The organism is Sphingobium sp. FW305-3-2-15-F-TSA7 (assembly GCF_058787155.1).
Map to the genome: position 1 here is coordinate 14,684 of NZ_JBYSZM010000018.1, position 25,342 is coordinate 40,025.

A 25,342-nucleotide genomic window follows, 5' to 3' on the forward strand; every position below is an offset into this window, starting at 1 on the left:
AGAATATGCTTGCACTCAACATACAGCGATCTGTATGTCTTATTAAATCATACAGTGTATGTTATGTGTCGGAGAGGATGATATGGTCAAAGTGAGCCTGATGTCGCTGGGCGACATCGTCGACGATCCGGTTACCGGGACACCCTTTTCCGCCACCGAGCGCTATCGCATGACGATCGAATCCGCCGTGGCCGCCGATCGCCTGGGATTCCACGGCATCAATATCGGCGAGCATCACGGCATCGCCTACACCTTCTCCGCACCGCCCGTGCTGCTCGCGGCGATCGCCGCACGCACGACGCGATTGCGGCTCGGCACCGCCGTCGCGCTCGCCGCCAATCTCGATCCGCTGCGCATGACGGAGGATTATGCGACGGTCGACGTCATCTCGGGCGGACGCGTCGAACTGGTGACCGGCCGCGGCAATTTCTTCGAAAAGACCTATGACCTGTTCGGCCAGTCCGCTGCCGATTCCGCCGGGCGCTTCGCCGAAGCGATGGAACTGGCCTGTACCCTATGGTCGGGCGAACCGGTCCATTGGCAGGGCGAATTTCGTCCGGCGATCACCGGTCAGCGGCTTCAGCCCGCCCCGATCCAGCAAGGCGTCCCGCCATTCTGGATCGGCGGTGGCAGTTCGCCGGACACCGCGAAGCTCGCCGGCCGCCTCGGCCTGGCGCTGATGCTGCCCAGCGCGTTCGGCCGCCCCGACAAGTTCGCGGCAGTCGCCGATATCTATCGCGAGGCATTCGCCGCGGCGGGCCATGCCCATGCGCCGCAGATCGGCGCATGCTGGCATGGCTGGCTGGGCGAGACCGACGAGAATGCCCATGCCCGCTTCGAACCGCGCTACCGCGCCTATCACGGCTTTACCCAGGGCGTGATCCGCAGCGTCAACGACAATCCGCCACCCTATCTGAGCGCGCCGTTCGACTATGAATTCCTGGCCACCCAGGGACCGGCAATCGTCGGCGGACCGCAGCAATTCGCCGAACGCCTGCTGGCGTTGAGCGAATTGGTCGGCGCGGACGTCAATCTGATCAAGATGGACATGGGTGGCGTGCCGCGCCCCGAATATGTCGACATGGTCGAACGCTTCGGCGCCGAAGTGCTGCCGTTGCTGGGGGTGCAGGCTTAGACCTCTCTCCTCCCCATCTTGATGGGGAGGGGACCGCTGACCGAAGGTCAGTGGTGGAGGGGAAATGCGATGCTTGAGCGAGCGCGAGGTTTTCGGGCCGATCGCCTTGTCGCCCAGTGGTATTCAACATTGCATTTCCCCTCCACCACCAGCCTTTGGCTGGCGGTCCCCTCCCCACGCTACGCGTAGGGAGGAGAGAGAGTTTGCGTCCTCCTAAACCGGATCCTTCGCCCCGTCCTGCGCGGCCACCTCGTCGAGAACCGCAGCGATGGTCGCACGCGCGATCAGTTCGAACAGCCGATCCTTCGACAGTGCGGGCTGGCGGCTGAGGTGGAAGATCACCGGATATTCCTCCTTCCAATTCTCGCTCGCCTCGTCATTGTCGACGGCGGACTGATAGCTCGCGCTGCCGATCGCGATCTCCTCCAGCGCTTCGAGCAGCGGCATGATCGCGCCGGGCGGGACGCCCTGCACGGCCAGCAGGCTGGCAGTCGCATTATGTTCGGCCAGGCCGATCCGCAGCGGATGGCGGCGCATCAGGATCGGGATCAGATTGGGGTGCTCGCACAGCGCCTTGCGATACTCGATCGCGTTGCGCAGCAGCCATTCGCGCCAGTCATGCTGGCTGGGGTCGGGCGTCCGCACATTGGACAGCGCCAGCGCGCTCGCCCCCAGCAGGATCTCGTCCTTGTTCTTGAAATGATAATAGAGCGAAATGCCCTGGACGTTGAGTTCGCGGCCGAGCCGGCGGATGCTCAGCGCTTCCAGCCCCTCTTCGTCGATGATCCGCAGGGCGGTTTCGAGCGTCACCCGGCGCGAGATCAGCGGCTTGCGGGGACGGACCATCGAAACGCCTTTGTGAGGGATGACATGTGCATCATACAGCCCATGTCCTCCGCAAAGGCAAGGCAGGACACTCTCCGATCTGGATAGCAGTTCGGGACCGGCTTGAAACGGCGTAAGTTGACGGCTTTGTCGGACAAGATTCCTATTCATCTACAATTACTTGAGCTCTATCGCGCACGAGTTCGACGCCTATCGCCAAAGGCCTATTGCCAACTCCATCTTACAGTGTATGATTATTGAAAGGAGAGGGAAGATGCGCGTTCGCAAAGCTGATGCCGGCTCCGCCGGACCCGTCGCGATCATCGGCTGAACCCATGCTCCATTCCCGCCTCGGCCAGTCCGGCCTCGTCATATCGCGCATCGCGCTGGGCTGCCTGACCTTCGGCGCCAGGGACGGCGCGTCGAGCATCCTCTACAAGGTCGACCAGACCGAAGCCTCGCGGATCGTCGCACGTGCGGTCGAGCTCGGCATCACTCTGTTCGACACGTCCGATTTCTACGCGGGCGGCGCATCCGAGGAATTTCTGGGCACCGCCATCCGCGGCATGCGCGACCGGCTCGTCATCTCCAGCAAGGTCGGTTACCGCGTCGGCACCGATGTCGGCGATGCCGGCCTGTCGCGCCGCCATATCCATCGGTCGATCGACGCCAGCCTGAAGCGGCTCGGCACCGACCATCTCGATCTCTACATCGCGCACAAGGAAGATCCGCTGACGCCGCTCGACGAGACGCTCCAGGCGTTCGACGAGGTCGTGCGCGCCGGCAAGGTCCGCTATCTCGGCTTCTCCAACTGGTCGGCCTGGCGCGCGGCGACCGCGCTGGAGCGGCAGCGCCGCAATGGCTGGGCACCCTTTATCGCCGGCCAGATCAACCATAGCCTGGTCCAGCGCGACGCCGAGTTCGATCTGCTGCCCTTCATGGCCGAGAGCGGCGTGGGCGGCATGGCGTGGAGCCCGCTTGCCGGCGGATTCCTCACCGGCAAATATCATCGCGGCAATATCGACGCGCCGGGATCGCGCGTATCGATGAGCTCGCTACCCTATGACCGCGAACAGAGCCTGACCGTCGTCGACGCGTTGCGGCAGGTCGCCGGCGAGCGCGGCTGTTCCGTCGCGCAGGCGGCGCTGGCCTGGGTGCTGGCGAAGCCGGGCATGGCGACGGCGGTGATCGGGGTCAGCCGGATCGGCCAGCTCGACGAACTCGCCGCAGCCGGAGACCTGACGCTCTCGCCCGAGGAAATGGCCGCGCTCGATGCGGCGTCGCCGATGCGTCCGCTCTATCCGCACTGGCATATCGACGCATCGCAGGACGAAGCCGCCTTTACCGCCCTGTCGCTGGACAAGCCCGCCGCGATCGGCGGGAACGGCCGTGGCAAGGTCAGCAACGCGCATTGACGCACGGACGACAGTGGGAAACATGGTGGATCTGAACGAAGCGCAGGCGTGGATCGAGCGGACGACGGGCGGCGCCGTCATCGAGATCGTGCGGCTGGCATCCGGCGCCAGCCGCGGCATGTTCATCGTCACCATGGCGCAGGGAAGCGACCTGATCCTGCGCGTCGATCTGGGATCGGGCATGATGGCCGAGACCGAACTGACCCTGGCCCGCGAGGCCGAAGTGTATCGCGCACTGACCGACCGTGCCGTACCGACAGCGGGCTTCGTCGCCGCCAGCGACGACGGAAAATGGCTGCTGATCGAACGTGCGCGCGGGGACTTCGATTTGCTGGCGCTCGCCGAAACCGAACGAACCGCGATCTGCGACCGCTTCGTCGACAGCCTGGCCGACCTGCACATGATCGACGTCGCCACGCTCGACCTGCCCTCGGTCGGTCGCCCTGTCGGGCCCCGCGACCATGCGCTGCTCGAACTCGATCTGTGGCAGAAGATCCGCCGGGACCGGGTGAAGCGCCCCGCGCCGCTTGCTGACTGCGCCTTCGACATATTGCGTGAACTGGCCCCGGCCTGGGACGGCCCGGCGTCGCTGTGCCACGGAGACGTGGGGCCCAAGAATTTCCTGTTCGAAACCGGCGAGATCACCGCGCTGATCGACTGGGAATTCGCGCATCTGGGCGATCCGATGGACGATCTCGCCTGGTGGGTGTTCCGGGGCCATGAATGGCTGGGCGCGGGCGGCGACCTGACGGGCCAGCTCCGGCGCTGGTCCGCCCGGACGGGGATCGCGATCGATCCGTACCGCATAGCCTATTACCGCGCGCTGGTGCTGCTGCGCTGGTACGTCATGATCCTCGCGGCGCTCGACAATGGTTCGAGCGCGCAGGATCGCCTGCCCTATCTCAGCCTCGTCCCCGTCCTCGACGTCAAGCTCGCCTGTGCGGTCGCCGGGCTGCTGGCGATCGATCTCGGCCCTTATCCGTTGCTCGACGATGGCGACGCACCACTGACCGGCGAGGCGCTCGCCATCTTCCGCGACGATGTGGCGGACGTGATCGTACCGGCGCTCGACGATGTCGAGGCGCTACGCCGGGTCAATGCGCTGAAGAACTATGCCGACCATTTCGCGGCGGCCGATCGGCATGGTGCGGCGATCCGTGCCGGCGATCTCGCCGATCTCACGCGGCTGACCGGCACCGCGCCCGAAGGCATCGAGGTGGGCGAGCACGCATTGGCTCGGGCGGGCTGGGCCGATGCCGAGCGCCGCCGCGACGTTCTCAGCTATTTCATGCGGCGCGGCGTGCGCCACGCCACGCTCTGGCCGATCACGCGCGCCCGCGCGCTGACCCCGCCCTGGACCACCGCCTATCTCTCAAATGCCTGAGGAGCCTTCATGTCCGCACCCGTCCAGACCCTGACCGCACGCGACGACGGTTTTCATGTGCCCTCGTCGCCCGACGATATCTGGTGGACAGAGACCGCCTATTTCGGCTTCGACCTGGGCGGGGACCGGCCGCTGTCGCTGGCCATCTATCCCTTGTTCCGGCCCAATATGGGGGTCTGTTCGCTCGCGGTGCATCTGTGGAGCAATGACGGGGTAACGCCCTGGGACATCCCCTATTCGCGGTTCCGCTGGCATATCCCTATGCCCAAGGCGGATCTGACCGACGTCAGTTTCGAAGGGCTCACCTATCGCGTGCTCGAACCGCTGCAGCGCTATCTGGTCGCCTATGATGACCCGGGCCGGCTGACGATGGAGCTCGATTTCGAGGGTATCGATCCGATTTTCCCGAGCTGGAACCAGGTCGATGCGAGCAGCCAGACCAGCGGCAAGGGGCATTTCGACCAGGATTGCCGCGTCACCGGAGAGATCGTGCTGAACGGCGAGCGCATTCCGATCGACACGTTCGGCCATCGCGACCGCAGCTGGTACAGCCGGCCCGACAATGCCCCACGCCGATCGGCGTCGGTCTCCTTCGGGGTCAGCGCGCGCGAACAGTTCCTGATCCTGCGTCCGCGCATGGTCGGCTCGGATGCGCCGCTCACCGACGGGATCGGCGGCTATCTGGTCCGCGACGGCGTCCGCGGCCATATCGTCCATGCCGAACGCCGCGTGACCGAGCGCCTCGAGACCCGCCCGACCCGTTTTGAACTGGAAGCGACCGACTCGCTCGGCCGCACGCTCGAGGCAACCGGTCGGTCGAACGGCGCCTTCGCCTTCAACACCTCACCACCCATCTTCGCCTGGATGACCCAGGTCGAATGGGCGACGACGAACGGCGGCAGCTATCTGGGCGAGGACCAGGAGGCCTATGCCTTCGAAGAAATCGGCCCACTCATCCGCCAGGCATTGAGGGCCTGACGACCAATGGCGAAGTGGAAGATTGGTGTCGGGCCAAAGTGGCGGCGATGGCGCGGGACTGACAGCGGGCTATCACGCCCCCGCACATCAAGAGCCAGACCGCCGAGCCCGGCTCGCTGATTCACTCGCGGCGGATCGATGCTCCGGGATACCCCCCTTCGACGAACTTTCCGCGATCGTAGACAAGCGTGCCATTCACCAGGACAGCAGCGATGCCTGCCGAGGGCAGGCCCGGTTGCTGATAGGTGGCGCGATCGGCGATCATTGCCGGGTCGAAGACCGTGATGTCCGCATAAGCGCCCACGCGGATGCGGCCGCGATCGCGCATCGCGGGCACCGCTTTCTCCATGCGTTGCGCGGGCAGCAGCGTCATCCTGCGCAGCCCGTCCATGAGCGGCAGGACCTTCTTCTCGCGCACATAGCTGCCGAGGATACGGGAAAAGGCGCCCGCGCCGCGCGGATGTCCGCGACCGCTCGGATCGATCCAGCCGTCGCTGCCGATCGAAACGATCGGGGAGCCCAGCGCGATATCGACATCACCCTCCGGCATGGCATGACCGATCACCCATAGCGACGGATCGGCCTTGCGATTGTCGCTTAGCGGCGGCGCCTTCGCACGCAACGCATCGAACTTTTCCTTTGTCAGACGCTCGCCGGTCGAGACCAGTTCGATGTCCTGATAGGTCATCTGGAGCTTCTGCTGGAAACCCTCGTCGAAAATGGTGCTGCCGATATAGGTCGACCAGGCGGTGTAGGGATAGACGCTCGCCCCGATATCGACCCCGTGGGCACGCGCGCCGTCGAGCATGCCGAGCGCCGTCGCCATGCGATGCGTGCCGCCCGAGCTGTTGAGATGGACGATCTCGGCGCGCGCGCCGCTGATCGCGGCCGCGGCGATCACTTCGTTGACCGCTGCGACATTGCGATCGAACTCCATGTGACGGGCATGGACGTGGTTGGGCACGCCGTATTTCGCGGCGACGCGAAACAGCTCGATCGTCTCCAGCGGCGAGGCTCCGGGCGTATATTCGAGGCCATAGCCGATCCCGACCGCGCCGCCCTCGATCGCCTGCGCGGCCAGCGTCTTCATCTTTTCCAGCTGTTCGGGCGTGGCAGCCTTGAACCGGTCGGTCACGCCCGCGGCATCGCGCAGCGCGCCATGGCCGACCACCGTGCCATAGTTTGTCAGTATCCGCCCCGCGAGCCCCTTGTACCAGCCGTCGACATCGACCGGGCCGGCATGCATCTGCAGCGTCGTCGTCACGCCGTCGGCGATCTTGGCGCGCTGCCCGACGGCATCGGTGGTCGGATAGCAAAGCAGATCGATGAAGCCGGGCGAGACGACCTTGCCACCGGCGTCGACCCTTGAGCGCCCGGACAGTTTCTCCCCGGTGATGACCGCGATCCGGTCGCCGCGAATGCCGATATTCGCGATCTCGTCGCGGCCGGATTCGGGATCCATCACCCGGCCGTTGACGATGACCACATCATAGTCGCTCGCGCGCGTCTGGCCGACGCCCGCGCCCGCCAATCCCAGCGACAATGCCACCGCGATTCCCCCACACAGGACGCGACGACCAATATGCGTCGGAAAGGATCGGCTGTTCCCGTGCATTTCTATTCCCCCATCGGCAGAACGATCGGGTGCCATCCATCCATCATCGCGGCCAGCGTTTTTTGCGGCTCTCCGCCGGTCCCCTGGCCTTGCCGGGCTATCGTCACCCAATTGAGTGGAGGAGTTTCAACGTGACGCGATCCTGGCTGCCGCTTCTGCTGTTGCGCAACCTCAGATCGGACAATGGCCCGGCTGGGTCTCCACGGTGATCCAGCGCAGCTCGGTGAACTGGTCGATCCCGGCCTTGCCGCCGAAGCGGCCATAACCCGAATCCTTGGTGCCGCCGAACGGCATCTGCGCCTCGTCATGCACGGTGGGGCCATTGATATGGCACATGCCCGACTTGATCTGGCGCGCCACGCGCAGGCCCGCCGCGACGTCGCGGGTGAAGACTGCCGCGGTCAGCCCATAATCGCTGTCATTGGCGAGCCGGATCGCATCCGCTTCGTCGCGCGCGCGGATGACCGCGACCATCGGGGCGAAGCTCTCCTGCGAATAGAGCGCCATATCGGCGGTCACATGATCGATCACCGTGGCGTTCATCAACATGCCCTTAGCCGGATCGCCGACGACTTTGGTCGCGCCCTTGGACACGGCATCCGCGATCAGCGCCGCCGCATTCTCCACTGCCTTGCGGTCGATGAGCGCGCCGAGCGGCGCACGCCCCTCGCTGGGATCGCCCGCAATCATCGTCGACGCCTTGGCGGCGAAGCGTTCGACAAAGGCATCGGCGACGGAATCGACCACGATGATCCGCTCGGTCGACATGCAGATCTGGCCCTGGTTGAAAAAGGCGCCGAACGCGGCGGCCTTCACCGCTTCGTCGAGATTGGCATCCTCCAGCACGAGCAGCGGCGATTTGCCGCCGAGTTCGAGCAGCACGGGCTTCAGGTTGCGGCCGGCGCGTTCGGCGACGATACGGCCGACCTTGGTCGATCCCGTGAAGCTGATCCGCCGGACCGCCGGGTGATCGATCAGAGCGCCGACAACGTCGGGCGCATCCTCGGGCGCGTTGGTGACCAGATTGACGACGCCCGCGGGGAAACCCGCCTCGGCAAAGGCCTCGATGATCAGCCCATGGGTCTGGGGGCAAAGCTCGGACGCCTTGAGGATCACCGTATTGCCGCAGGCGAGCGGCGTCGCGATGGCGCGGACGCCCAGGATCACCGGCCCGTTCCACGGTGCGATGCCGAGCACGACGCCGGCGGGCTCGCGGATCGCCATGGCCAGGCTGCCGGGCTTGTCCGATGGGATGACTTCGCCCGAAACCTGGGTGGTGAGCGCCGCCGCCTCGCGCACCATGCCTGCGGCGAGCCTGACGTTGAACCGCGCCCAGGCCTCGGTCGCGCCGGTCTCGGTCATCATCGCGGCGACGAAGGCATCACCCTTTGCGGCGACGGCGTCGGCGGCCCTGAGCAGCAGCGTGCGATAGTCGTTGGGGCCGAGCGCCGACCAGCCGGGCAATGCCGCCGCCGCCGCGTCCGCCGCCGCGATCGCATCCGTCACGCCGCCGGCCGAGGCGCGGGTCGCGACCTGCCCGGTCAGCGGATTGCGCCGCTCGAACGTCGCGCCCGACGCAGCATCCCGTGCTTCGCCCCCGATATGCAGCCGCACGATCGCTTCGCTCATCATTGTCTTCCCAAATCTATTCGGTGCCGGTGAAAATGAAGATGCCCTTCCGCCCTGCCGTTGCCACGTCAAGCCGGCCGTCGCCGTTCAGATCGGTCGCGACGATCTGCGTGCCGATGCCCGAATTATTGTGGATCAGCCGGGGCAGGAATTCCATGCTCCCATCGGACATGCGACTGGCCTTGAACCAATAGAGCACGGCGGGGCCGTTGGGATCGGGATCTGAATAGCCGTCGGGATGCACCCACCAGCGCTTGCCGGTGATGATGTCCTTCAGACCGTCGCCATCGACATCGGCGACGGTCAGGGCATGGAGTTCGGAGAAGCTCACGCTGTCATTGGGCTGATCGGGACCGCCCATGATCATGTGCCGGACAAAACTGCGCGCGCCATCCGCGCCTTGCTTCTGTTCGTACCAGGCAAGACCCCAGCCATGCGCTTCGAGCGAAGTGATGATGTCGGGCAGGCCGTCCTTGTTGACGTCTTCCACATAGATCTGCGCGCCGCCCGGATCGCCCAGCGGCAGCCCCTTGGGATTGGGCAGGAAATCGACGGGATGGAATCGCCAGGGCGTGCCGTCGATCCTTTCGGGCTGCTCCCACCAGCCCCAGCCGAACACGATGTCCGGCCGGCCATCGCCATTGACGTCGCCCTGTCCCAGCCCGTGCGTCCAGAGTCGCCCCCAATCGCCCACTTCGCTGATCGCAGTCAGGCTCCACGGCTTGCTCGCATCCGCCGGGTCGGGCCGCGCCAGCCAGATCTGCTTGCTGCGGCCGATCACCAGCTCCTTGCGGCCGTCGCCATCGATATCGGCAAAGGCGGTGGTCTCGTTGTCGATATGATCGATGACGATATGCCGCGCCCAGTTGCGCGATTCACCCCTGGGATTGATGAACACCTCGCCCGGCTGGCCCGGCTGCCCCACCATGAAGATATCGGGCGCGCCGTCGCCGTTGAAATCCTCGACATAGCTGATCAGCGAATTGGCGTAGCCGGCGGGATTGAACGGCGCGGGATCGTAGATCGCATGGCCGACCTCGAAACGCGGCCCTTCATACCAGAAGGGCCCGGAGACCAGATCGGGTTTGCCGTCGCCATTGATGTCACCCACCGCGACGGTGTCGCCGAAATAGAGATCGGCAAGCTGCTGCTTGCGAAACCCCTTGCCGACCGTGTCGGGGGCGAGTGCCCGGCGCAATTGCAGATCCTTGATCCTGACGCCGCGGAACTGGGCCTGCCCTTCGCCGGCCACGCGCAGGATGACCGGCCCATATTCGCCGCCGGCCGGGGGCGCTGCATTGCCGGCGACCACGCGGATCTGGTTGACGATGACTTCGGCGGCGTCGCGCGAAAGAAAGATGCTGAAGCTGTTCCACACTCCCTTCTTCAATTCCGCATGGAGATTGGCGGTCGGCGAGGGCATTTCCGGCGGAAAGGAGATGCGCTTCGCCTCAGGTGTCGGGCCCGGCACGCCCGAATTGGCGGCACCGGCCGCCGATGGACCGCGCGCGGGCAACGGCGTGCGGCTGATCTCGCGCCCGGTGGCATCGAAAACCGCGTTGTAGACGCGCAGATCCCCGGCATCGAACGAGACATAGAGCCCGCTGATCCGGTCGCCACTCCGCACCGCGCGCAGGATGACACCGCCCTTGCAGGCGCCGTCGCAGCGATATTCGCCCTCGATCCCGACGCCCTGGAACCGTTCGGTCGAGCCGAGCAGCGCCGCGCCCGATGCCGGCGCCTTCCCGCTCGCGATGCCGTCCTTCACCGTCCAGCGGCCGGCCCCGCTCGCCTGCCACTCGCCGCGCGCAGGATCGAAGGCGCTTTCCCATTTCACGTCCTCCGCCCCCAGCGGCGCGGAGAACAGGATCAGCGCAGACGCCAGCAGGGCGGTGAGGCGTTTCATTTCCCGCCTCCCGCCTTCCGCTCCGGCAGTGCGAAGACGACATAGCGGTTATTGCCCGCGGGGCCCCGCGCCGGGCCGACCGGGGTCATGCCGCCGCCACGCGGATAATAGGTCGCGGCCACCGCCAGATATTGCCGCCCGCGCACCTGATAGATCGCCGGCACGCCCTGCGGGATCGACGGCAGCACCGCTTCCCACAGCAATTTTCCGGTGTCGCGATCATAGGCATGGATCTTCCGATCGTCCGACGAGCTGGCGAAGACCAGACCGCCTTCGGTGACGACGAGCCCGCCCTTGGACCGGCTGACCCCGGTCTGCGCGACCGGATAGTCGGGCACGCCGCCGAGCGGGACTTGCCACAGGATCTTGCCCTGGTTCAGGTCATAGGCGGTGATCGTCGTCCAGGGCGGCCGGATGACCGGCAGGAAGCTCTTGGCCGAGATCATGAAGCCATAGCTGGAATAATAGCGTTCCTCGCCCGGTGCGTTGAGATCCTGACCGGTAGCGCCATGCGCGTCCGCGGCCTGCGCCGTCTGCCCACCCGACGGCGCCGCCTGTGGCGACGGAGTCGGATCGGCCAGATAGGCCACGATCGCGTTGATGTCGGCGTCGCTCAGGCTGCCGGCAAAGGCGGGCATGGTGCTGCGGCCGTTGCGGATCGTCTTGTAGGTGTTCTCGATGCCGAGCTTGGTCGTTACGCCGCGCAGCACCGGCACGGGCGGAATACCCTCCATATCGTCGCCATGGCAGATCGCGCAGTTGATACCGAACAACGCGCGTCCCCGATCCTTCGGGGTCGCGAACTGTCCCACCGGCTGCGCGCTCATCTTCGCGAGCCGCAGCATCGTCGGCAGGTCGAAGGACGAGACGTAGAAACGGCCCGATTTGGGCTCGCCCGCAGTCATTCCCCAGTTCACGCCACCATGATTGCCGGGCATCTGAACGGTGTCGCGCAGCCCCGGCGGCGTGAACAGCCCGTCGTTGCGCGCGCCCAGGATCTGCGCGATCACCGCGCGCTTCTCGTCCTCGGGCAGCGCGGGATCGACATCGGCCTCTGTGAAGCGCTGGCGCGCGAAGCTGGGCAGCGTGGAATGGGGCTGGGTCGGCCAGGCGATCTCGCCCGGCAGATCGCTCTTGGGCACCGGCCGTTCCTCGATCGGGAAGACCGGCTTGCCGGTCGCGCGATCGAAGACGAACAGGAATCCGGTCTTCGCGGCCTGCACCACGACGTCGACCGGCTTGCCGTCACGCGTGATCTGCATGAGCACCGGGCTGCTGGTGAGATCATAGTCCCACAGGTCGTGATGGACGGTCTGGTAGTGCCAGACGAGCGTGCCGGTCTTGATGTCGAGCGCGATCAGCGAGTTGGCGTAGAGATTGGTGCCCTTGCGATCGCCGCCCCAGAAATCATAAGTGGCCGAACCGAGCCCGAGATAGGCAATGCCCAGTTTCTCGTCGACGGACATGCCGCCCCAGCTGTTGACGCCGCCCGCGGTCTTCCACGCATTCTTGTCTTCCCAGGTCTCATAGCCCGGCTCGCCGGGATGGGGGATGACATGGAATTGCCAGGCGAGCTGGCCGGTGCGCACGTTGAAGGCGCGAATGTCACCCGGCGGCGCGCCATAGCCCTCGCCGGTATTGGCGCCCAGAATGATGATGTCGCCGACCACCTTGCCAGGCGTGACCGGCTGGATGCTGCCGATCCGGCTGACGTCGCGATTCAGCCCCTCACGGAGATCGACGAAGCCGCGTCCGCCGAAATCGGCGATCGGCGCGCCGGTCTTCGCGTCGATCGCGCGCAAGGTCTGGTCCTTGCAGAACAGGATGCGGCTTTCCTTGCCGTCGGCGCTGCGCCAATAGGAAAAGCCGCGCGTGCGATCGATGATGTTCTCGGCCTTCCAGATCTCCTGGCCGGTCGCGGGATCGAGCGCGGCGACGCTCGTGCCGTTCGAGATGACGTACATCAGGCCGTCGGCGATCAGCGGCGCGGCGTTGGTGATCACGTCGCCGGTGGCATATTCCCAGACCGGAACGAGCTGGTCGACATTGTTCTTGTTGATCTGGGTCAGCGGCGAATATTGATTGGAGCCCAGGCTGCCGTCGTAGAACAGCCATTCGGAAGAGGGCCCCGGGGCCGCCACCGTCGCTGCGGGCGAGACGCCGGAGCCGGCCTGGCAAGCCGCCAGCACACCGGTCAGTACAAGAGCCATGACGCCGATCGCAAGCCGGTTGCGGCTGACCATATGCGAGATCCAATCGGGAAATATCGGGAAAATTCTGGAACTGGCGCCAGGCCGCCGGAACGGCCTGGCGCATGAAGGAGATCAGAAGCTAGCCCGCAAGCGGACACCCGCATAGCGATTGTTGATGCGGTCGAGCACGCGGTTGAGGATGCGGTTGTTGGGCGTGAAGCCCGTCGCCGATACCGTGTAGCCCTCCTCGAACTCCTTGAAGAGATTCCGCACGAACACCTCCGCGGTCCAGGCATCGTTGCGTACACCCACGTTCAGATCGACATAGGTCGTGGCGCCAAGATAGGAGGTCGGCAGGCGCAGCAGGTCGGTGCGATATTTGGACGCATATTTGACCAGCGGCGCGATGTAGAATTCCAGGCCGTCGCTGCCGACCGGAATGCTGTAATCGATGCTGAGGCTCGCCCGGATCTTGGGCGCGTTGTTGAGCGATTCGCCCGCCAGATTGCCCTGGGTGTTGAACGTCGCGCTCGTCGGCGTAGCCGGAATGATCGAGCATGGCACGGTGCCCACCGGCGCCAGCACCGCAACCGAGCCGGTGTAACAGGGCGCATTGGGGAAGGAGAGGATCTTCGCGTCCGTATAGGCGACGTTGAGCGAGGTCCTGAGCGTTTCGACCAGATGCGTGTCGAGCGTGAATTCGATGCCGCGCGTACGCACCTTGCCGACCGGATAGACCCTGAGCGTCGGCGGCTGCAGCGGATCCTCGTTCGGGACCGAGGTTTGTGCCTGGTAATTGTCGTAAGTGCCCTGGAACGCCGCCAGGTTGAACGTGACGCGCCGGTCGAGGAACTGGCTCTTGATGCCGAACTCGATATTCCTGACCCGCTCCATCGGCAGCGGAGTCAATTCGCGGCCGGTGATCGCGATGACGTTGAGTTCGGCGTCGTAGATCGGCCCCTGCTTCGCCTGCGCATAGGTGGCGTAGAGCATCACGTCGGGCGTGACCTTGTACTGCGCGCCGAAGTCGAAATTGACGAAGTCGCCGCTGGCGTTGCCGGTGTTCACGATCAGCGTATTGGTCGTCGGGAAATTGCGGACGATGCCGTCCGACGTCACCTTGGATGCGGCGAGGATCGGCAGGAACGTCCAGTTATAATCGATCTTGTCATGCTCGTAGCGGATGCCGCCCAGGATTTTGAGCTGTTCGGTGACGTCGAAATCGGCATGCGCATAGGCGGAGATCGCCTTGGTGTTGAACGTGCGCTTCCAGTTCACCGGCTGGAAGAAACGCTGATAATCGTAGCGCTGGCGCAGATCGCTGTAGAACAGGCCCGCGACATAGTGAAAACGGCCCCCGGCTGACGAGTTCAGCCGGATTTCCTGCGTCGTGTAGCGGCTGCCATTATAATAATTGCCGAAACCGTCCCATTCCGGACGGACGTTGAAATCCGCGATCGGCAGGGCGATGGCGAGGTTGTCGGCATGGATCGGGCTGCGCTCGTCGAGATGCGAGGTGATCGAGGTCAGCGTGTGGTCGCCCGGCAGATCGAGTTCCGCCTTCAGGACGCCGCCGACACTTGTGCTCTGCGAGGTGCCGTTCAGGAACGAAGCATATTTGTTGTTGCGCGGCCCGGGCGTGACGCCGGGCTGGAGCTGGGCGAAGGTGCGGCCCTTGATGTCGGAGCCGAACACGACGCTGGTGTCGCCGCCGGCCAGGATGATCGGGTTGCCGCCCAGCGGCTGGCCGCCGCCGCCCGCCACGCCGTTGCGGTGCGCGCGCTGATAGAAGAACGTGCCGGTCAGCGTGAAGGTCTCGGTCGGCCGGAATTCGATCTTGCTGCGCGTGCCATAGACATAGTCGCTCGCCCATTTGTCGAGCAGCACATTCTTGTAGAGCCCCTGGAAGCCGCGATAATATTGCGACAGGCTGACGCTGATCTTGTCGGAGATCGGCCCCGAGACATAACCGGATGCCGATCGTTCCCCGTCGGTGGTGGCGAGCAGGTTGACGAAACCCATCCATTCGTCGTCCGACGGCGAGCGGGTGACCATGTTGATCAGGCCGCCGGTGGCATTGCGTCCGGCCAGCGTGCCCTGCGGCCCCGGCAGCACTTCGATCCGCTCGATATCGATCAGATAATTGGCGATGTTGGATCGCGAGGGCAGCGGCACATCGTCCAGCGTGATGCCGACCTTGCTCTGCGAGCCGACAGTGGACGCGCCGGTGCCGACGCCGCGCATGTTGAGCGATTGGCCGACGCCCGAAACCGTCGGAACCAGCTTGGTCAGTTCGGAGATGTTCGTCACATTCTGGCGCTGCAGCGCCGCCGAACCGACCACCTGGACCGACTTGGGAACGTCCTGGACATTCTGGGTGACCTTGTTGGCGGTGATGACGATATCGGCCTCGCCGGGCGCCTCATCCGACGCCGCTTCCTGGGCGAAGGCCGCACTCGCCATGAGAGCGAATACCGAAACACCCGCTGCGCGCAGGCTCATCGAATAGAATTTCCCCATTTCACTCCCTCCGTTCTGTTATTTTGCGGAGTCCCCGTCGGACAGGACAAAAGTCTCCAATCCCTGCAGATCGTGCAAGGTGCGCCATTTGCCAGTGCGTTGATTGAAACCTCTCAAAACATTGCCGAATGTACGCGATACCTGGTGATCCATTTCCAACGCGACTTCTTGTTCTTATTATGATCTTGCAATCTGCTCATCGAGCGAACGGCGCTTCGATCGCTGCCGGGAAGGACACTCGTCACCTCCCGTCGCAGCGAACATGGCTCGGCCCCGTATCGACATCGTCATATTGACGCGAGCCACGGCGCGGCCAATGATCCAATCCTCAAAGGATGGGCTCCGGCACCGACACACCCTACCCACTCCACCAAGCCCTTGGGCAAATCCCCGGGATTTCGCACGGTGGAGCAAGTCATTACGCAACAGTCTCTGCCTGTCAGAGGCGGCGCACATCGACATGGTCGCCGTTTCCCCTATCAGTCGTTGAACCAATACAGCGCCAAATTGGGTATTGTCAACGTCGAATGTAGCTTGTTGGAAACTAATTTCCTCTATAATGATCTATTGCATGGATTGAGCAACACAATGCCGCGTTGGGGCACCCATGAATGGAGCACCATCGCCGGACCCGTTCCTCAGGAGGAGATCGATGCCATCACCCCGCCATCACCGCGGGACCGACATGAACGGGAGCATTGAAAAAATGAGGTTGAACTTGGTGACGGGAAAGAAGGATTTGGCTGCAGCGGACGCCGTGGCCGGGGCGCCCCTTCTGAAGATCGAGCCGGCCGCGCGGCCGGGCGCATCGCCTCAGTTCAAACTGGGCGAGCGGGTGCGGACGATGCGAGCAAGCAAGGGCCTGACCCTGGCCGAAGTCGCGACCCGGGCCGGGCTCGCGCGGTCGACTTTGTCGAAGATCGAGAACGACCATACTTCACCCACTTTCGAGGTTCTCCAGAAGCTCGCCGTCGGGCTCGATGTTGCGATCGACGAGCTGTTCGCGAACCGGCCGGTGCTGGCGCCGATCGGCCGCTGGAACCTCACCAAGGCCACTGAAGGACAGATCCAGCACACCGGCCCCTATACCAACGAATTCCTGTGTACCGGCCTCACCCAGAAAAGCGTCGTGCCCTCCAAGGCGCGGATCAACGCCCGCTCGCTCGGCGAGTTCGGCGACTGGATCCGGCACGAGGGCGACGATTTCCTGCTCGTGCTCGAAGGCGCAATAGAATTGCACACCGAATTCTATCAGCCGCAGCGGATGGAGGTCGGTGATTGCGCCTATTTCGACGCGCGCATGGGGCATCTCTGCATCTCGGTCAGCGAGGAGGATGCCCTGATACTCTGGGTGGGATCGAACCTGACCTCCACCACCGCATGAGGGCAGTGCGATTCAAGGTCCGCAGGGTACATATGCCGGATCGGACATCTTTTTACCGGAGCGAGACCAATGGCGTTGAAAATGCCGTCCCCCGATCAGGCCATTCTGGCGCGGCGCACGGAGATCGTCGCCGCGCTGCGTTTGATCGTGCCGGGTGAGGGCGTGATCGACGACGCGGATGCGCTGCGCACCTATGAATCCGACGGGCTGACCGCCTATCGCCAGCCGCCGATGGTCGCCGTGTTGCCGGACTCGACCGAACAGGTCGCCCGCATACTCGCCTGGTGCCACGCCCAAGGGATCAAGGTGGTTCCGCGCGGATCGGGCACATCGCTTTCCGGCGGCGCGATCCCGCTGGCGGACGCCGTGCTGCTCGGCCTGGGCAAGCTCAATCGCGTGCTCGAGATCGACTATGACGAGCGGATCGCCGTGGTGCAGCCGGGGGTCACCAACCTCGCCATCACGCGCGCGGTCGAAGGCGATGGTTTCTATTACGCGCCCGACCCGTCCAGCCAGATCGCCTGTTCGATCGGCGGCAATGTCGCGGAGAATTCGGGCGGGGTACATTGCCTGAAATACGGCATCACCACCAACAATGTGCTGGGCGTCGAGCTGGTGACGATGGCGGGAGAGGTGCTGCGCTTCGGCGGACGGGCGCTCGATCCGGCGGGGCTCGATCTGCTCGGCGTCATCGTCGGCTCCGAAGGGCTGCTCGGCGTGGTGACCGAAGTGACGGTGCGCATCCAGCCGCTTCCCGAGACCGCACGCGCGCTGCTGATCGGCTTCGCCACCGCCGAGGGCGCCGGCCAGTGCGTGGCGGACGTGATCGCGGCCGGGATCATCCCGGCGGGCATGGAGATGATGGATCGCCCCGCCATCCACGCGGCGGAAGCCTTCGTGAAAGTCGGCTATCCGCTGGACGTCGATGCGCTGCTGATCGTCGAGCTCGACGGACCCGCGATCGAATGCGACCATCTGGTCGACGAGGTCGAGCGGATCGCGGTCGCAAACGGCGCGGTATCGGTCCGCAGTTCGCAGAACGAGCAGGAACGGCTGAGCTTCTGGGCCGGGCGCAAGGCCGCCTTTCCCGCCGTTGGCCAGATCGCGCCCGATTATTACTGCATGGACGGCACGATTCCCCGGCGCTGCCTGCCCGAGGTGCTGAGCCGCATCACTGCGCTGTCCGAACATTATGGGCTCGGTGTCGCCAATGTCTTCCATGCCGGCGACGGCAATCTCCATCCGCTGATCCTGTACGACGCGAACGTCCCCGGCGAGCTCGATCGCGCCGAGGCGTTCGGCAACGACATATTGCGGCTATGCGTCGAAATGGGGGGCGTGCTCACCGGCGAGCATGGCGTCGGCATCGAGAAACGCGACCTGATGCCGCTGATGTTCTCGGAGGTCGACCTTGCGCATCAGCAGCGGCTGAAATGCGCGTTCGACCCCGAACTGCTGCTCAATCCCGGCAAGGTCTTTCCGGTGTTGCATCGCTGCGCCGAGCTTGGCCGCGTCCATGTCCATGCCGGACGCACCCCCTTTCCCGAACTGCCGCGCTTCTGATGGCCATGCTGCGCCCCACCACATCCGACGAACTCGAAGCGATCGTCGCATCGGCCGGCCAGGCCGGACATCGGCTCGCCCTGCGCGGCGGCGGCAGCAAGGACGGCATCGGCCGTGCGGAAACCGACGCCGAGATCGTCGACATGACGGGCTTTGCCGGGGTGATCGACTATGATCCCGCCGAACTGGTGCTGACCGCCGGCGCCGGCACGCCGCTTGACGAGATCGAGCGGCTGGTCGCCGCCGAGAACCAGATGCTGGCCTTCGATCCCTTCGATCACGGACCGATCTTCGGCCGCCCCGCCGGCAGCGCCACGATCGGCGGCATCATTGCTGCCGGCGTCGGCGGATCGCGGCGGTTGTCGGCAGGCGGCGTGCGCGATCATCTGCTCGGCTTCGCCGCGGTCTCCGGGCGGGGCGAGCGCTTCGTCGCGGGCGGCAAGGTGGTGAAGAACGTCACCGGCTATGATCTGTCCAAGCTGGTCTGCGGAAGCTGGGGCCGGCTTGCCGCGCTGACCGAAGTGACGCTGAAAGTGCTTCCGCGCCCGCGTACGACCGCGACCTTCGCGTTGCGCGGTCAGATGCCGGCGGAGGCGGTTGCGACCATGGCCGCAGCCATGGGATCGCAGGCCAATGTCGCGGCCGCTGCCTATCTGCCCGATGGCGGCGTCACTGCGCTGCGGATCGAGGGTTTCGACCATTCGGTGGCGGCGCGCCTGGCACTGCTCGCGCGCCTGCTGCCTGGCGGGGAGCCCATGCCGGCCGCCGAGGCGGACGAATATTGGCGCATGCTGTGGACGGTGTCGCCGCTCGCCGGAACCGGAGCGCTCTGGCGGATCTCGATCGGATCGCGCGGCTGTGCGGACCTGATCGCGCGCCTTGCGGCCGGGAACACCGACTATCTCGTCGACTGGGCGGGCGGGCTGGTGTGGCTGACTCATGCGGGCCCGGCAGACCATGTGCGTGCGGCCGCGCGGCAAGCGGGCGGCCATGCCATGCTCGTTCGCCATGGCGGCCTGGCGGACACGCCGAGCCTCGATGCGCAACCGCCGGCGATCGCCGCGCTGGAGACGCGCGTGCGGCGCGCCTTCGATCCGCTGGGCATCTTCGAAACCGGTCGTTTTGGACAATCCTGATGCAGACCAGCTTTTCCCCCGAACAGCTTGCCGATCCGGCGACCGCCATGTCCGAGGCGGTGATCCGCAAATGCGTGCATTGCGGTTTCTGCACCGCGACCTGCCCCACCTATGTCCTGCTCGGCGACGAACTCGATAGCCCTCGCGGCCGCATCTACCTGATCAAGAACATGCTCGAGACCGAGCAGCAGCCGACGCCCGAGATCGTCAAGCATATCGATCGCTGTCTCTCCTGCCTGTCATGCATGACGACCTGCCCGTCGGGCGTGAACTATATGCATCTGGTCGATCATTCCCGCGCCTATATCGAGCAGCGCTATCGGCGGCCGTTCATGGACCGGCTCTATCGCACGGTGCTGGCGCATATCCTGCCCTATCCCAGGCGCTTCCGGCTGGCGCTGACGCTGGCCCGGGCGACGCGGCCGATCGGCGCTGCGCTCGCGCGGACGACCGGGCAGAAGCCGCTGGCCGCGATGCTGGCGCTGGCGCCCGATCACGTACCGCCCCGCACACACATCGGCGACGCGCGCATCGCCGGCGCGAAAGGCCGCGTGGCGATGCTCCAGGGTTGCGCCGAGCCGGTGCTGCGTCCCGAATTCCGCAGCGCGGCCGAACGATTGCTCAACCGTGCCGGCTATGACGTCGTGGCCGCGCCCGGCGAAGGCTGTTGCGGCGCGCTCGTCCACCATATGGGCCGGGAGATCGAAAGCCTGAATTCGGCGCGGCGCAACGTCGATGCGTGGATCGCGGTCGCCGAAACCGAGGGGCTGGATGCGATCGTCTTCACCGCGTCGGGCTGCGGCACCACGATCAAGGATTACGGCCATATGCTGCGCGACGATCCGCTTTATGCGGACAAGGCCGCGCGGGTCTCGGCACTGGCCAAGGATATCAGCGAATTCCTCGCCACGATCGAACTGCCCGCGGGTACATCCCCGGGGCTGACCGTCGCCTATCACCCCGCCTGTTCGCTCCAGCACGGACAGAAGGTGACCGAAGCGCCGAAGCGGCTGCTGGCGCAGATGGGCTTTGCCGTCGTCACGCCCGTGGACGCACATCTCTGCTGCGGCTCGGCCGGCGTCTACAATATCCTCCAGCCCGAAATCGCCGGACAGCTTCGCGACCGCAAGGTCGCAAGCATCGAACGCCTGAGGGCCGATGTCATCGCCACCGGCAATGTCGGCTGCGCCGTGCAGATCGGGCAGCGGGCGTCGCTGCCCGTGGTCCACACCGTCGAGTTGCTCGACTGGGCCACGGGCGGCCCAGTCCCCAAGGCCCTTGCTCACCTACAACCAACAGGAACCACGGAATGAACCGGATCACGCTTGCCCAGGCCAACAGCATCATCACAGCGGCGTTCGACAAGGGCGCGGGCATGGGCCTGAAGCCGCTGAGCATCGCGGTGCTCGATCCCGGCGGCCATCTCATCGCCTTTCAACGCCAGGACGGCGCCTCGTCGCTGCGGCTGGGCATTGCCGCGGGCAAGGCGGGCGGCGCGCTGGCGCTCGGCATATCCAGCCGCAAGATCGGCGAGATGGCGGCCGAGCGCCCGACCTTCGTCGCCGCGCTCGGGCCGATCGCGCCGACCGGCGTGATCCCGGCGGCCGGCGGCGTGATCGTCGTCGATGCGGCGGGAGAGCCGATCGGCGCGGTAGGCGTGACCGGCGACACATCCGACAATGACGAAATCTGCGCGCTCGCGGGCATCGCCGCCGCCGGACTCACGGCGCAGGGCTGACCGGCGGCCGGCTTGGCGCATCCTATGAGCAACATCGACGACATTATTGGCCAACGCGGATTGAGCCATTTCATACAGGAGGATCAATGGATACCGATCGCAGAGAGCTGCTTGCGGGCATGCTCGTCTCCACAGGGCTGGCGATGATGGCGAACCAGCCCGTCATGGCCGCCCGTGCGCGAAAATTCAGCGGCGTGAAGGACGCGAGCGCGATCCTGATCCGCGACCCGGACGGACGCGACGCGATGCGCTATCTCTATGGCGCGCTGCCGGCCGGCGAGAAGGGCCCGGCCGTCCCCGGTACCGCCTATACCCATCCGCTTTGGACGCCGGGCGGCGAGATGGTCACCGATGTCGCGGCACCCGACCATCCGCATCATCGCGGTGTCTTCTGCGCCTGGATCAACGTCGACGGCGAAAAGCGCGGCGACTGGTGGGGCTGGGGCGCGCGCGCGCCGAAGGATGGCCGCGCGATCGTCAGCCGATCAGCCAGGCTTCTCTCCACCGGCCGCTCGTCCGCCGCTCTGGAAGCCGTCAATGCCTGGCAGGCGGACGGAGAGGATGTGCTGATCGAAACCATGCGCGTCACGGCAAGCCAGCAGCATGGCTGCAACGTGTTCGACTATATCTACACATTCATGCCCGCGACGAACCGTCCGGTGACGATCGCGCAGAATCCGTTCGGCGGCTTCTGCTATCGCGCCAAGCCGCGCGGTGCGATCGTGATCAGCGATCTTTCGGGCCCGCTCGACCTGAAGGACAGCTGGCAGGACAGTTACGAGCTCAACTGGCCGGCGCGGCCCTGGTATGATTTCTCGACGACCGCGCCCGACGGGAAGATCGCGGGCGGCGCGGTGCTCGATCATCCCGGCAACCCACCTTCGACCTGGCACATCATCCGCGGCGCATACATGGTCAATCCGTGCATCGTCGCGCCGGGGGCGATCGAGATACAGCCGGGCAAAGGCCTGACCTTGCGCCACCGCGTGGTCTCGCACGACGGACCGGCCGATGCGGCGATCCTCAACCGGCTGCACCAGGAATTCGCCCGCGGCTGATCAGGCCCCACATCGGTCGAACTGATCCAATGCCGTCCCCTGTCAGAGCCAATCGGCTCGTCCGGTTTGACGACATTGGGTTGGCGTGCCAGAGTCCGCGGCGCGCTCAAGCCTGCGGAAAGCGACGATAAAATATGACGGACCGGAACGTTCGCAAGCGAGCAGGGGAAACGGTCGGAGGCCTGCTGACCCGGTTCGAACGGAACATCGCCGACGGACTATGGCAGGTCGGAACCAAGATCCCGACCGAGCGCGAACTGGAGCAGGAACTTGGCGTATCGCGCAACACGCTGCGCAAGGGGCTCCGTCAGTTGGAGGAGCAGGGCCGCATCGAACGCCATGTCGGGCGTGGCTCCTTCGTCGCCGACCCATCCGCCAGGGCGCCGCTGCAGGCGCGGCCGTTCGAGGCCTATAAGGCGGCCGCCGCAGCCACGGCGATTGTCCGCCCGAAGGAGCAGGCCGAAGATGGCAGCCTGATCGACCAGATCCGCGGCGCCAGCCCGTCCGATGTGATGGACGTGCGGCTGATGATCGAGCCGGCCGCCGCCGAGCTCGCAACCTATCGCGCGAGCGCCGAGAATTTCACGCAGATTCAGACCTGCCTGGAGCGGATGCGCGCGGCAGCAGACGTGCCCGAGTTCGAGCATTGGGACAGCATGTTGCATGTCGCCATCATGTCCGCCGCGCGCAACGAGCTGCTGCTGACCATGTACAGGGCGATCAACGAGGCACGCAATCAGCCCGAATGGATGCGCTTGAAGCAGCGCTCGCTGAGCGCCGCGCAGCGCGATCTTTATCAGCAACAGCATGTCGATATCGTCGGCGCGCTGATGGACCGCGATCCGGCGCGCGCGCGCGAGTTCACGCTGGCGCATCTCAGGGCCGTTCGGGACAATCTGCAGATCTCCTGAAACCCGCTAATCCCGCGGAAAATCCATAAATCGACCCGCAACGGGGCGTTGTCTGCGCCCTGATCCGCCTCCCCGCGGGTGCGCTACGCGTCCATGCACCACGATCGGCAGCCGCTGCGCATAATATGAACCCTGTTGACGCAATAGGCTACTAACGTCTACGATCAGCGACATTGGTGTAAGTTCAGATTCGTCCGTTGGCGAACGAACGGGGAGCGGACGAGACAATCGTGATGATCGGCGTAACCCATGGCCCATCGCCGTCGTCCGTTCGGCTCAAGGCGTGCGTGCGCTGCGATCGCTTCGTGCGCGGCTCCACGCACGGCGCACGTCTGGCCAGCAGGATCGCGACACTGGCGGATCCGGTGCTCGGCAACCGGATCATGCTGCGCCAGGTGCCATGCCTCGCGGGCTGCAGGCGCCCCACCAATATCGAATTGAGCGCGCCGGACAGGGCGACCGTCCGGCTGGACGGCCTGGAGGAAGGCGATGCCGACGCGATCGTCCGTCTCGCCGCGCTTTATGCCGCCGCGCCGGACGGCATGGTTCCGGCGCACCAATGGCCGGCCGAGCTTCTCGGCCGCGTCGCGACACAGATCGCACCGCGCAATGCGGGCGCAGGGGTTGACCACATGCGCGGCGCACCCCGCATCGGGAGAGATTGATATGGCGACGACGATGTTCACCAATGTCCGCGTGCTCGACAGCGGCGGCGACCTGCCGTTCGAGGCGGACGTGCTGGTCGAGGGTGATCGCATCGCCCGGGTCGAGCGCGATCGCGGCGCGATCCCGCACGAGCCCCACCGGATCGTCGACGGGCGCGGCATGACGCTGATGTCCGGCCTGTGCGACGCGCATACGCATTTCAGCTGGATCGACCAGGATTCGCTCGACGCAATCGGCATGATGCCGGTGGAGGAACATGTGCTGGAGGCAGCGGGCTCGGCACGGAAATATCTCGACATGGGCTATACCATGTGCGTGGGCGCCGCCGCCGCGAAGCCGCGGCTGGACGTGGTGATCCGCAACTATATCAATGCGGGCAAGCTGCCCGGCCCGCGTTATCTGGCCAACGGCCCGGAGATCGCCACCATCGGCGGCCTGGGCGATCTCAATCCCAGCCATGTTGCCGCCTATACCTATGTCGAGGTGATCAACGGCCCGATGGAGATGCGGCGTACGGTGCGCCAGCTCCTGAAAGAGGGCGTGGACGGCATCAAGCTCAACCTGTCGGGCGAGAACATCGCCGGCATCGACGCAGAGCGGACGCCAATGGCCGACGACGAAGTCGCCGAGGCAGTGGCCGAAGCGCGCCGCAAGCCCGGCACCTACATCGCCGCGCATGCCCGCTCCGACGAGAGCGTGCGCCAATGCCTGAAGCACGGCATCGAATTCATCTATCACGCCAGCTTCGCCAGCGACGAGACGATCGAGCAGCTCGCGGCCGTGCGCGACCGGCATTTCGTCGGGCCCGGCGTCGCCTGGCTCTACCAGACCTCGTACAACGCCTCCGGCTGGGGGATCACCCCCGACATGGCCCGCGACATGGGTTATCATCGCGAACTCGAAGCCTGCATCGCCGGTGTGAAGAAGATGAAGGCCGCAGGCATCCGCCTGGTCCCCGGCGGCGATTATGGCTTCGCCTGGACCCCGCACGGCACCTACGCCAAGGATCTCGAATATTTCGTCGATCTGTTCGGCTTCACGCCGATGGAGGCGATCGTTGCCGCGACCGCGACGGGCGGCGAGGCCATGGGCCGGCCGCACGAGCTGGGCAGAGTGCGGGAAACCTATCTGGCCGATCTGATCCTGGTCGACGGCGACCCGCTGGCCGACATCACCATCCTGCAGGACGAAAGCCGCATTGCCGCGGTGATGAAGGACGGCAGCTTCCACAAGGCGCCGCCCACGCACTGAGCGATTGGATCACGATTCCACACGCATTGGATCACA

General features: G+C 65.4%; 19 protein-coding genes. 13 read left to right on the forward strand and 6 right to left on the reverse strand.

Annotated elements, in window-relative coordinates; genetic code table 11:
• Window positions 1-82: 82 nt before the first annotated feature.
• A complete protein-coding gene (locus AC3WN8_RS15330; RefSeq protein WP_492670318.1) occupies window positions 83-1,135 on the forward strand; it encodes an LLM class flavin-dependent oxidoreductase in 1,053 nt (350 codons plus the stop codon).
• Window positions 1,136-1,348: 213 nt separating this feature from the next.
• On the opposite strand, the gene AC3WN8_RS15335 is transcribed toward AC3WN8_RS15330, so the two are convergent.
• Window positions 1,349-1,981 carry a TetR/AcrR family transcriptional regulator gene (locus tag AC3WN8_RS15335; protein ID WP_492670319.1) on the reverse strand — a complete coding sequence of 211 codons (633 nt, stop codon included), beginning with the start codon at window positions 1,979-1,981 and terminating at the stop codon, window positions 1,349-1,351.
• Between the two features lie 314 nt (window positions 1,982-2,295).
• On the opposite strand from AC3WN8_RS15335, the gene AC3WN8_RS15340 reads away from it, so the two are divergent.
• The 3 genes from AC3WN8_RS15340 to AC3WN8_RS15350 are packed head-to-tail and all read left to right on the forward strand — an operon-like array spanning window position 2,296 to window position 5,737.
• Window positions 2,296-3,375, forward strand: coding sequence for an aldo/keto reductase (locus tag AC3WN8_RS15340; protein ID WP_492670320.1), 1,080 nt, complete (start codon window positions 2,296-2,298; stop codon window positions 3,373-3,375).
• A 22-nt stretch (window positions 3,376-3,397) separates the two neighbouring features.
• Window positions 3,398-4,759 carry a phosphotransferase family protein gene (locus AC3WN8_RS15345; protein ID WP_492670321.1) on the forward strand — a complete coding sequence of 454 codons (1,362 nt, stop codon included), beginning with the start codon at window positions 3,398-3,400 and terminating at the stop codon, window positions 4,757-4,759.
• Window positions 4,760-4,768: 9 nt separating this feature from the next.
• A complete protein-coding gene (locus AC3WN8_RS15350; RefSeq protein ID WP_492670322.1) occupies window positions 4,769-5,737 on the forward strand; it encodes a DUF7064 domain-containing protein in 969 nt (322 codons plus the stop codon).
• A gap of 121 nt (window positions 5,738-5,858) precedes the next feature.
• On the opposite strand, the gene AC3WN8_RS15355 is transcribed toward AC3WN8_RS15350, so the two are convergent.
• The 5 genes from AC3WN8_RS15355 to AC3WN8_RS15375 form a co-directional block, all read right to left on the reverse strand.
• On the reverse strand, window positions 5,859-7,286 hold the full coding sequence (locus AC3WN8_RS15355) for an amidohydrolase family protein (protein ID WP_492670323.1): 1,428 nt from the start codon (window positions 7,284-7,286) through the stop codon (window positions 5,859-5,861).
• A 237-nt stretch (window positions 7,287-7,523) separates the two neighbouring features.
• A complete protein-coding gene (locus tag AC3WN8_RS15360; RefSeq protein WP_492670324.1) occupies window positions 7,524-8,981 on the reverse strand; it encodes an aldehyde dehydrogenase in 1,458 nt (485 codons plus the stop codon).
• Between the two features lie 16 nt (window positions 8,982-8,997).
• Entirely contained in the window at window positions 8,998-10,887 is a 1,890-nt protein-coding gene (locus AC3WN8_RS15365; protein ID WP_492670325.1) for an FG-GAP repeat domain-containing protein, read from the reverse strand.
• Window positions 10,884-13,130, reverse strand: a complete 2,247-nt coding sequence (locus AC3WN8_RS15370) for an outer membrane protein assembly factor BamB family protein (protein WP_492670326.1) — start codon at window positions 13,128-13,130, stop codon at window positions 10,884-10,886. Before AC3WN8_RS15370 ends, AC3WN8_RS15365 begins: the two co-directional genes overlap by 4 nt.
• Before the next feature lie 81 nt (window positions 13,131-13,211).
• The gene (locus tag AC3WN8_RS15375; protein ID WP_492670327.1) at window positions 13,212-15,599 is read right to left on the reverse strand and encodes a TonB-dependent receptor; all 2,388 of its coding nucleotides are present in this window, start codon (window positions 15,597-15,599) and stop codon (window positions 13,212-13,214) included.
• A 739-nt stretch (window positions 15,600-16,338) separates the two neighbouring features.
• Here AC3WN8_RS15375 and AC3WN8_RS15380 point away from each other — a divergent pair.
• The 9 genes from AC3WN8_RS15380 to AC3WN8_RS15420 all read left to right on the forward strand — a co-directional run bounded on the left by AC3WN8_RS15380 (window position 16,339) and on the right by AC3WN8_RS15420 (window position 25,306).
• Window positions 16,339-16,983 carry a helix-turn-helix domain-containing protein gene (locus AC3WN8_RS15380; protein ID WP_492670328.1) on the forward strand — a complete coding sequence of 215 codons (645 nt, stop codon included), beginning with the start codon at window positions 16,339-16,341 and terminating at the stop codon, window positions 16,981-16,983.
• Window positions 16,984-17,052: 69 nt separating this feature from the next.
• Window positions 17,053-18,546, forward strand: a complete 1,494-nt coding sequence (locus AC3WN8_RS15385) for an FAD-linked oxidase C-terminal domain-containing protein (protein WP_492670329.1) — start codon at window positions 17,053-17,055, stop codon at window positions 18,544-18,546.
• On the forward strand, window positions 18,546-19,682 hold the full coding sequence (gene glcE / locus AC3WN8_RS15390) for a glycolate oxidase subunit GlcE (RefSeq protein WP_492670330.1): 1,137 nt from the start codon (window positions 18,546-18,548) through the stop codon (window positions 19,680-19,682). Before AC3WN8_RS15385 ends, glcE begins: the two co-directional genes overlap by 1 nt.
• Entirely contained in the window at window positions 19,682-20,995 is a 1,314-nt protein-coding gene (gene glcF, locus AC3WN8_RS15395) for a glycolate oxidase subunit GlcF (RefSeq protein WP_492670331.1), read from the forward strand. The genes glcE and glcF overlap by 1 nt, the downstream gene beginning before the upstream one ends.
• Window positions 20,992-21,420, forward strand: coding sequence for a GlcG/HbpS family heme-binding protein (locus AC3WN8_RS15400; protein WP_492670332.1), 429 nt, complete (start codon window positions 20,992-20,994; stop codon window positions 21,418-21,420). The genes glcF and AC3WN8_RS15400 overlap by 4 nt, the downstream gene beginning before the upstream one ends.
• An 86-nt stretch (window positions 21,421-21,506) precedes the next feature.
• Entirely contained in the window at window positions 21,507-22,478 is a 972-nt protein-coding gene (locus tag AC3WN8_RS15405) for a DUF6807 family protein (protein WP_492670333.1), read from the forward strand.
• A gap of 134 nt (window positions 22,479-22,612) precedes the next feature.
• A complete protein-coding gene (locus tag AC3WN8_RS15410; RefSeq protein ID WP_492670334.1) occupies window positions 22,613-23,389 on the forward strand; it encodes a FadR/GntR family transcriptional regulator in 777 nt (258 codons plus the stop codon).
• Window positions 23,390-23,622: 233 nt separating this feature from the next.
• Window positions 23,623-24,054: a DUF1636 family protein gene (locus AC3WN8_RS15415; protein ID WP_492670406.1), complete on the forward strand. Its 432-nt coding sequence runs from the start codon at window positions 23,623-23,625 to the stop codon at window positions 24,052-24,054.
• A 1-nt stretch (window position 24,055) separates the two neighbouring features.
• Window positions 24,056-25,306, forward strand: coding sequence for a metal-dependent hydrolase family protein (locus AC3WN8_RS15420; RefSeq protein WP_492670335.1), 1,251 nt, complete (start codon window positions 24,056-24,058; stop codon window positions 25,304-25,306).
• The last annotated feature ends 36 nt before the right edge of the window (window positions 25,307-25,342 follow it).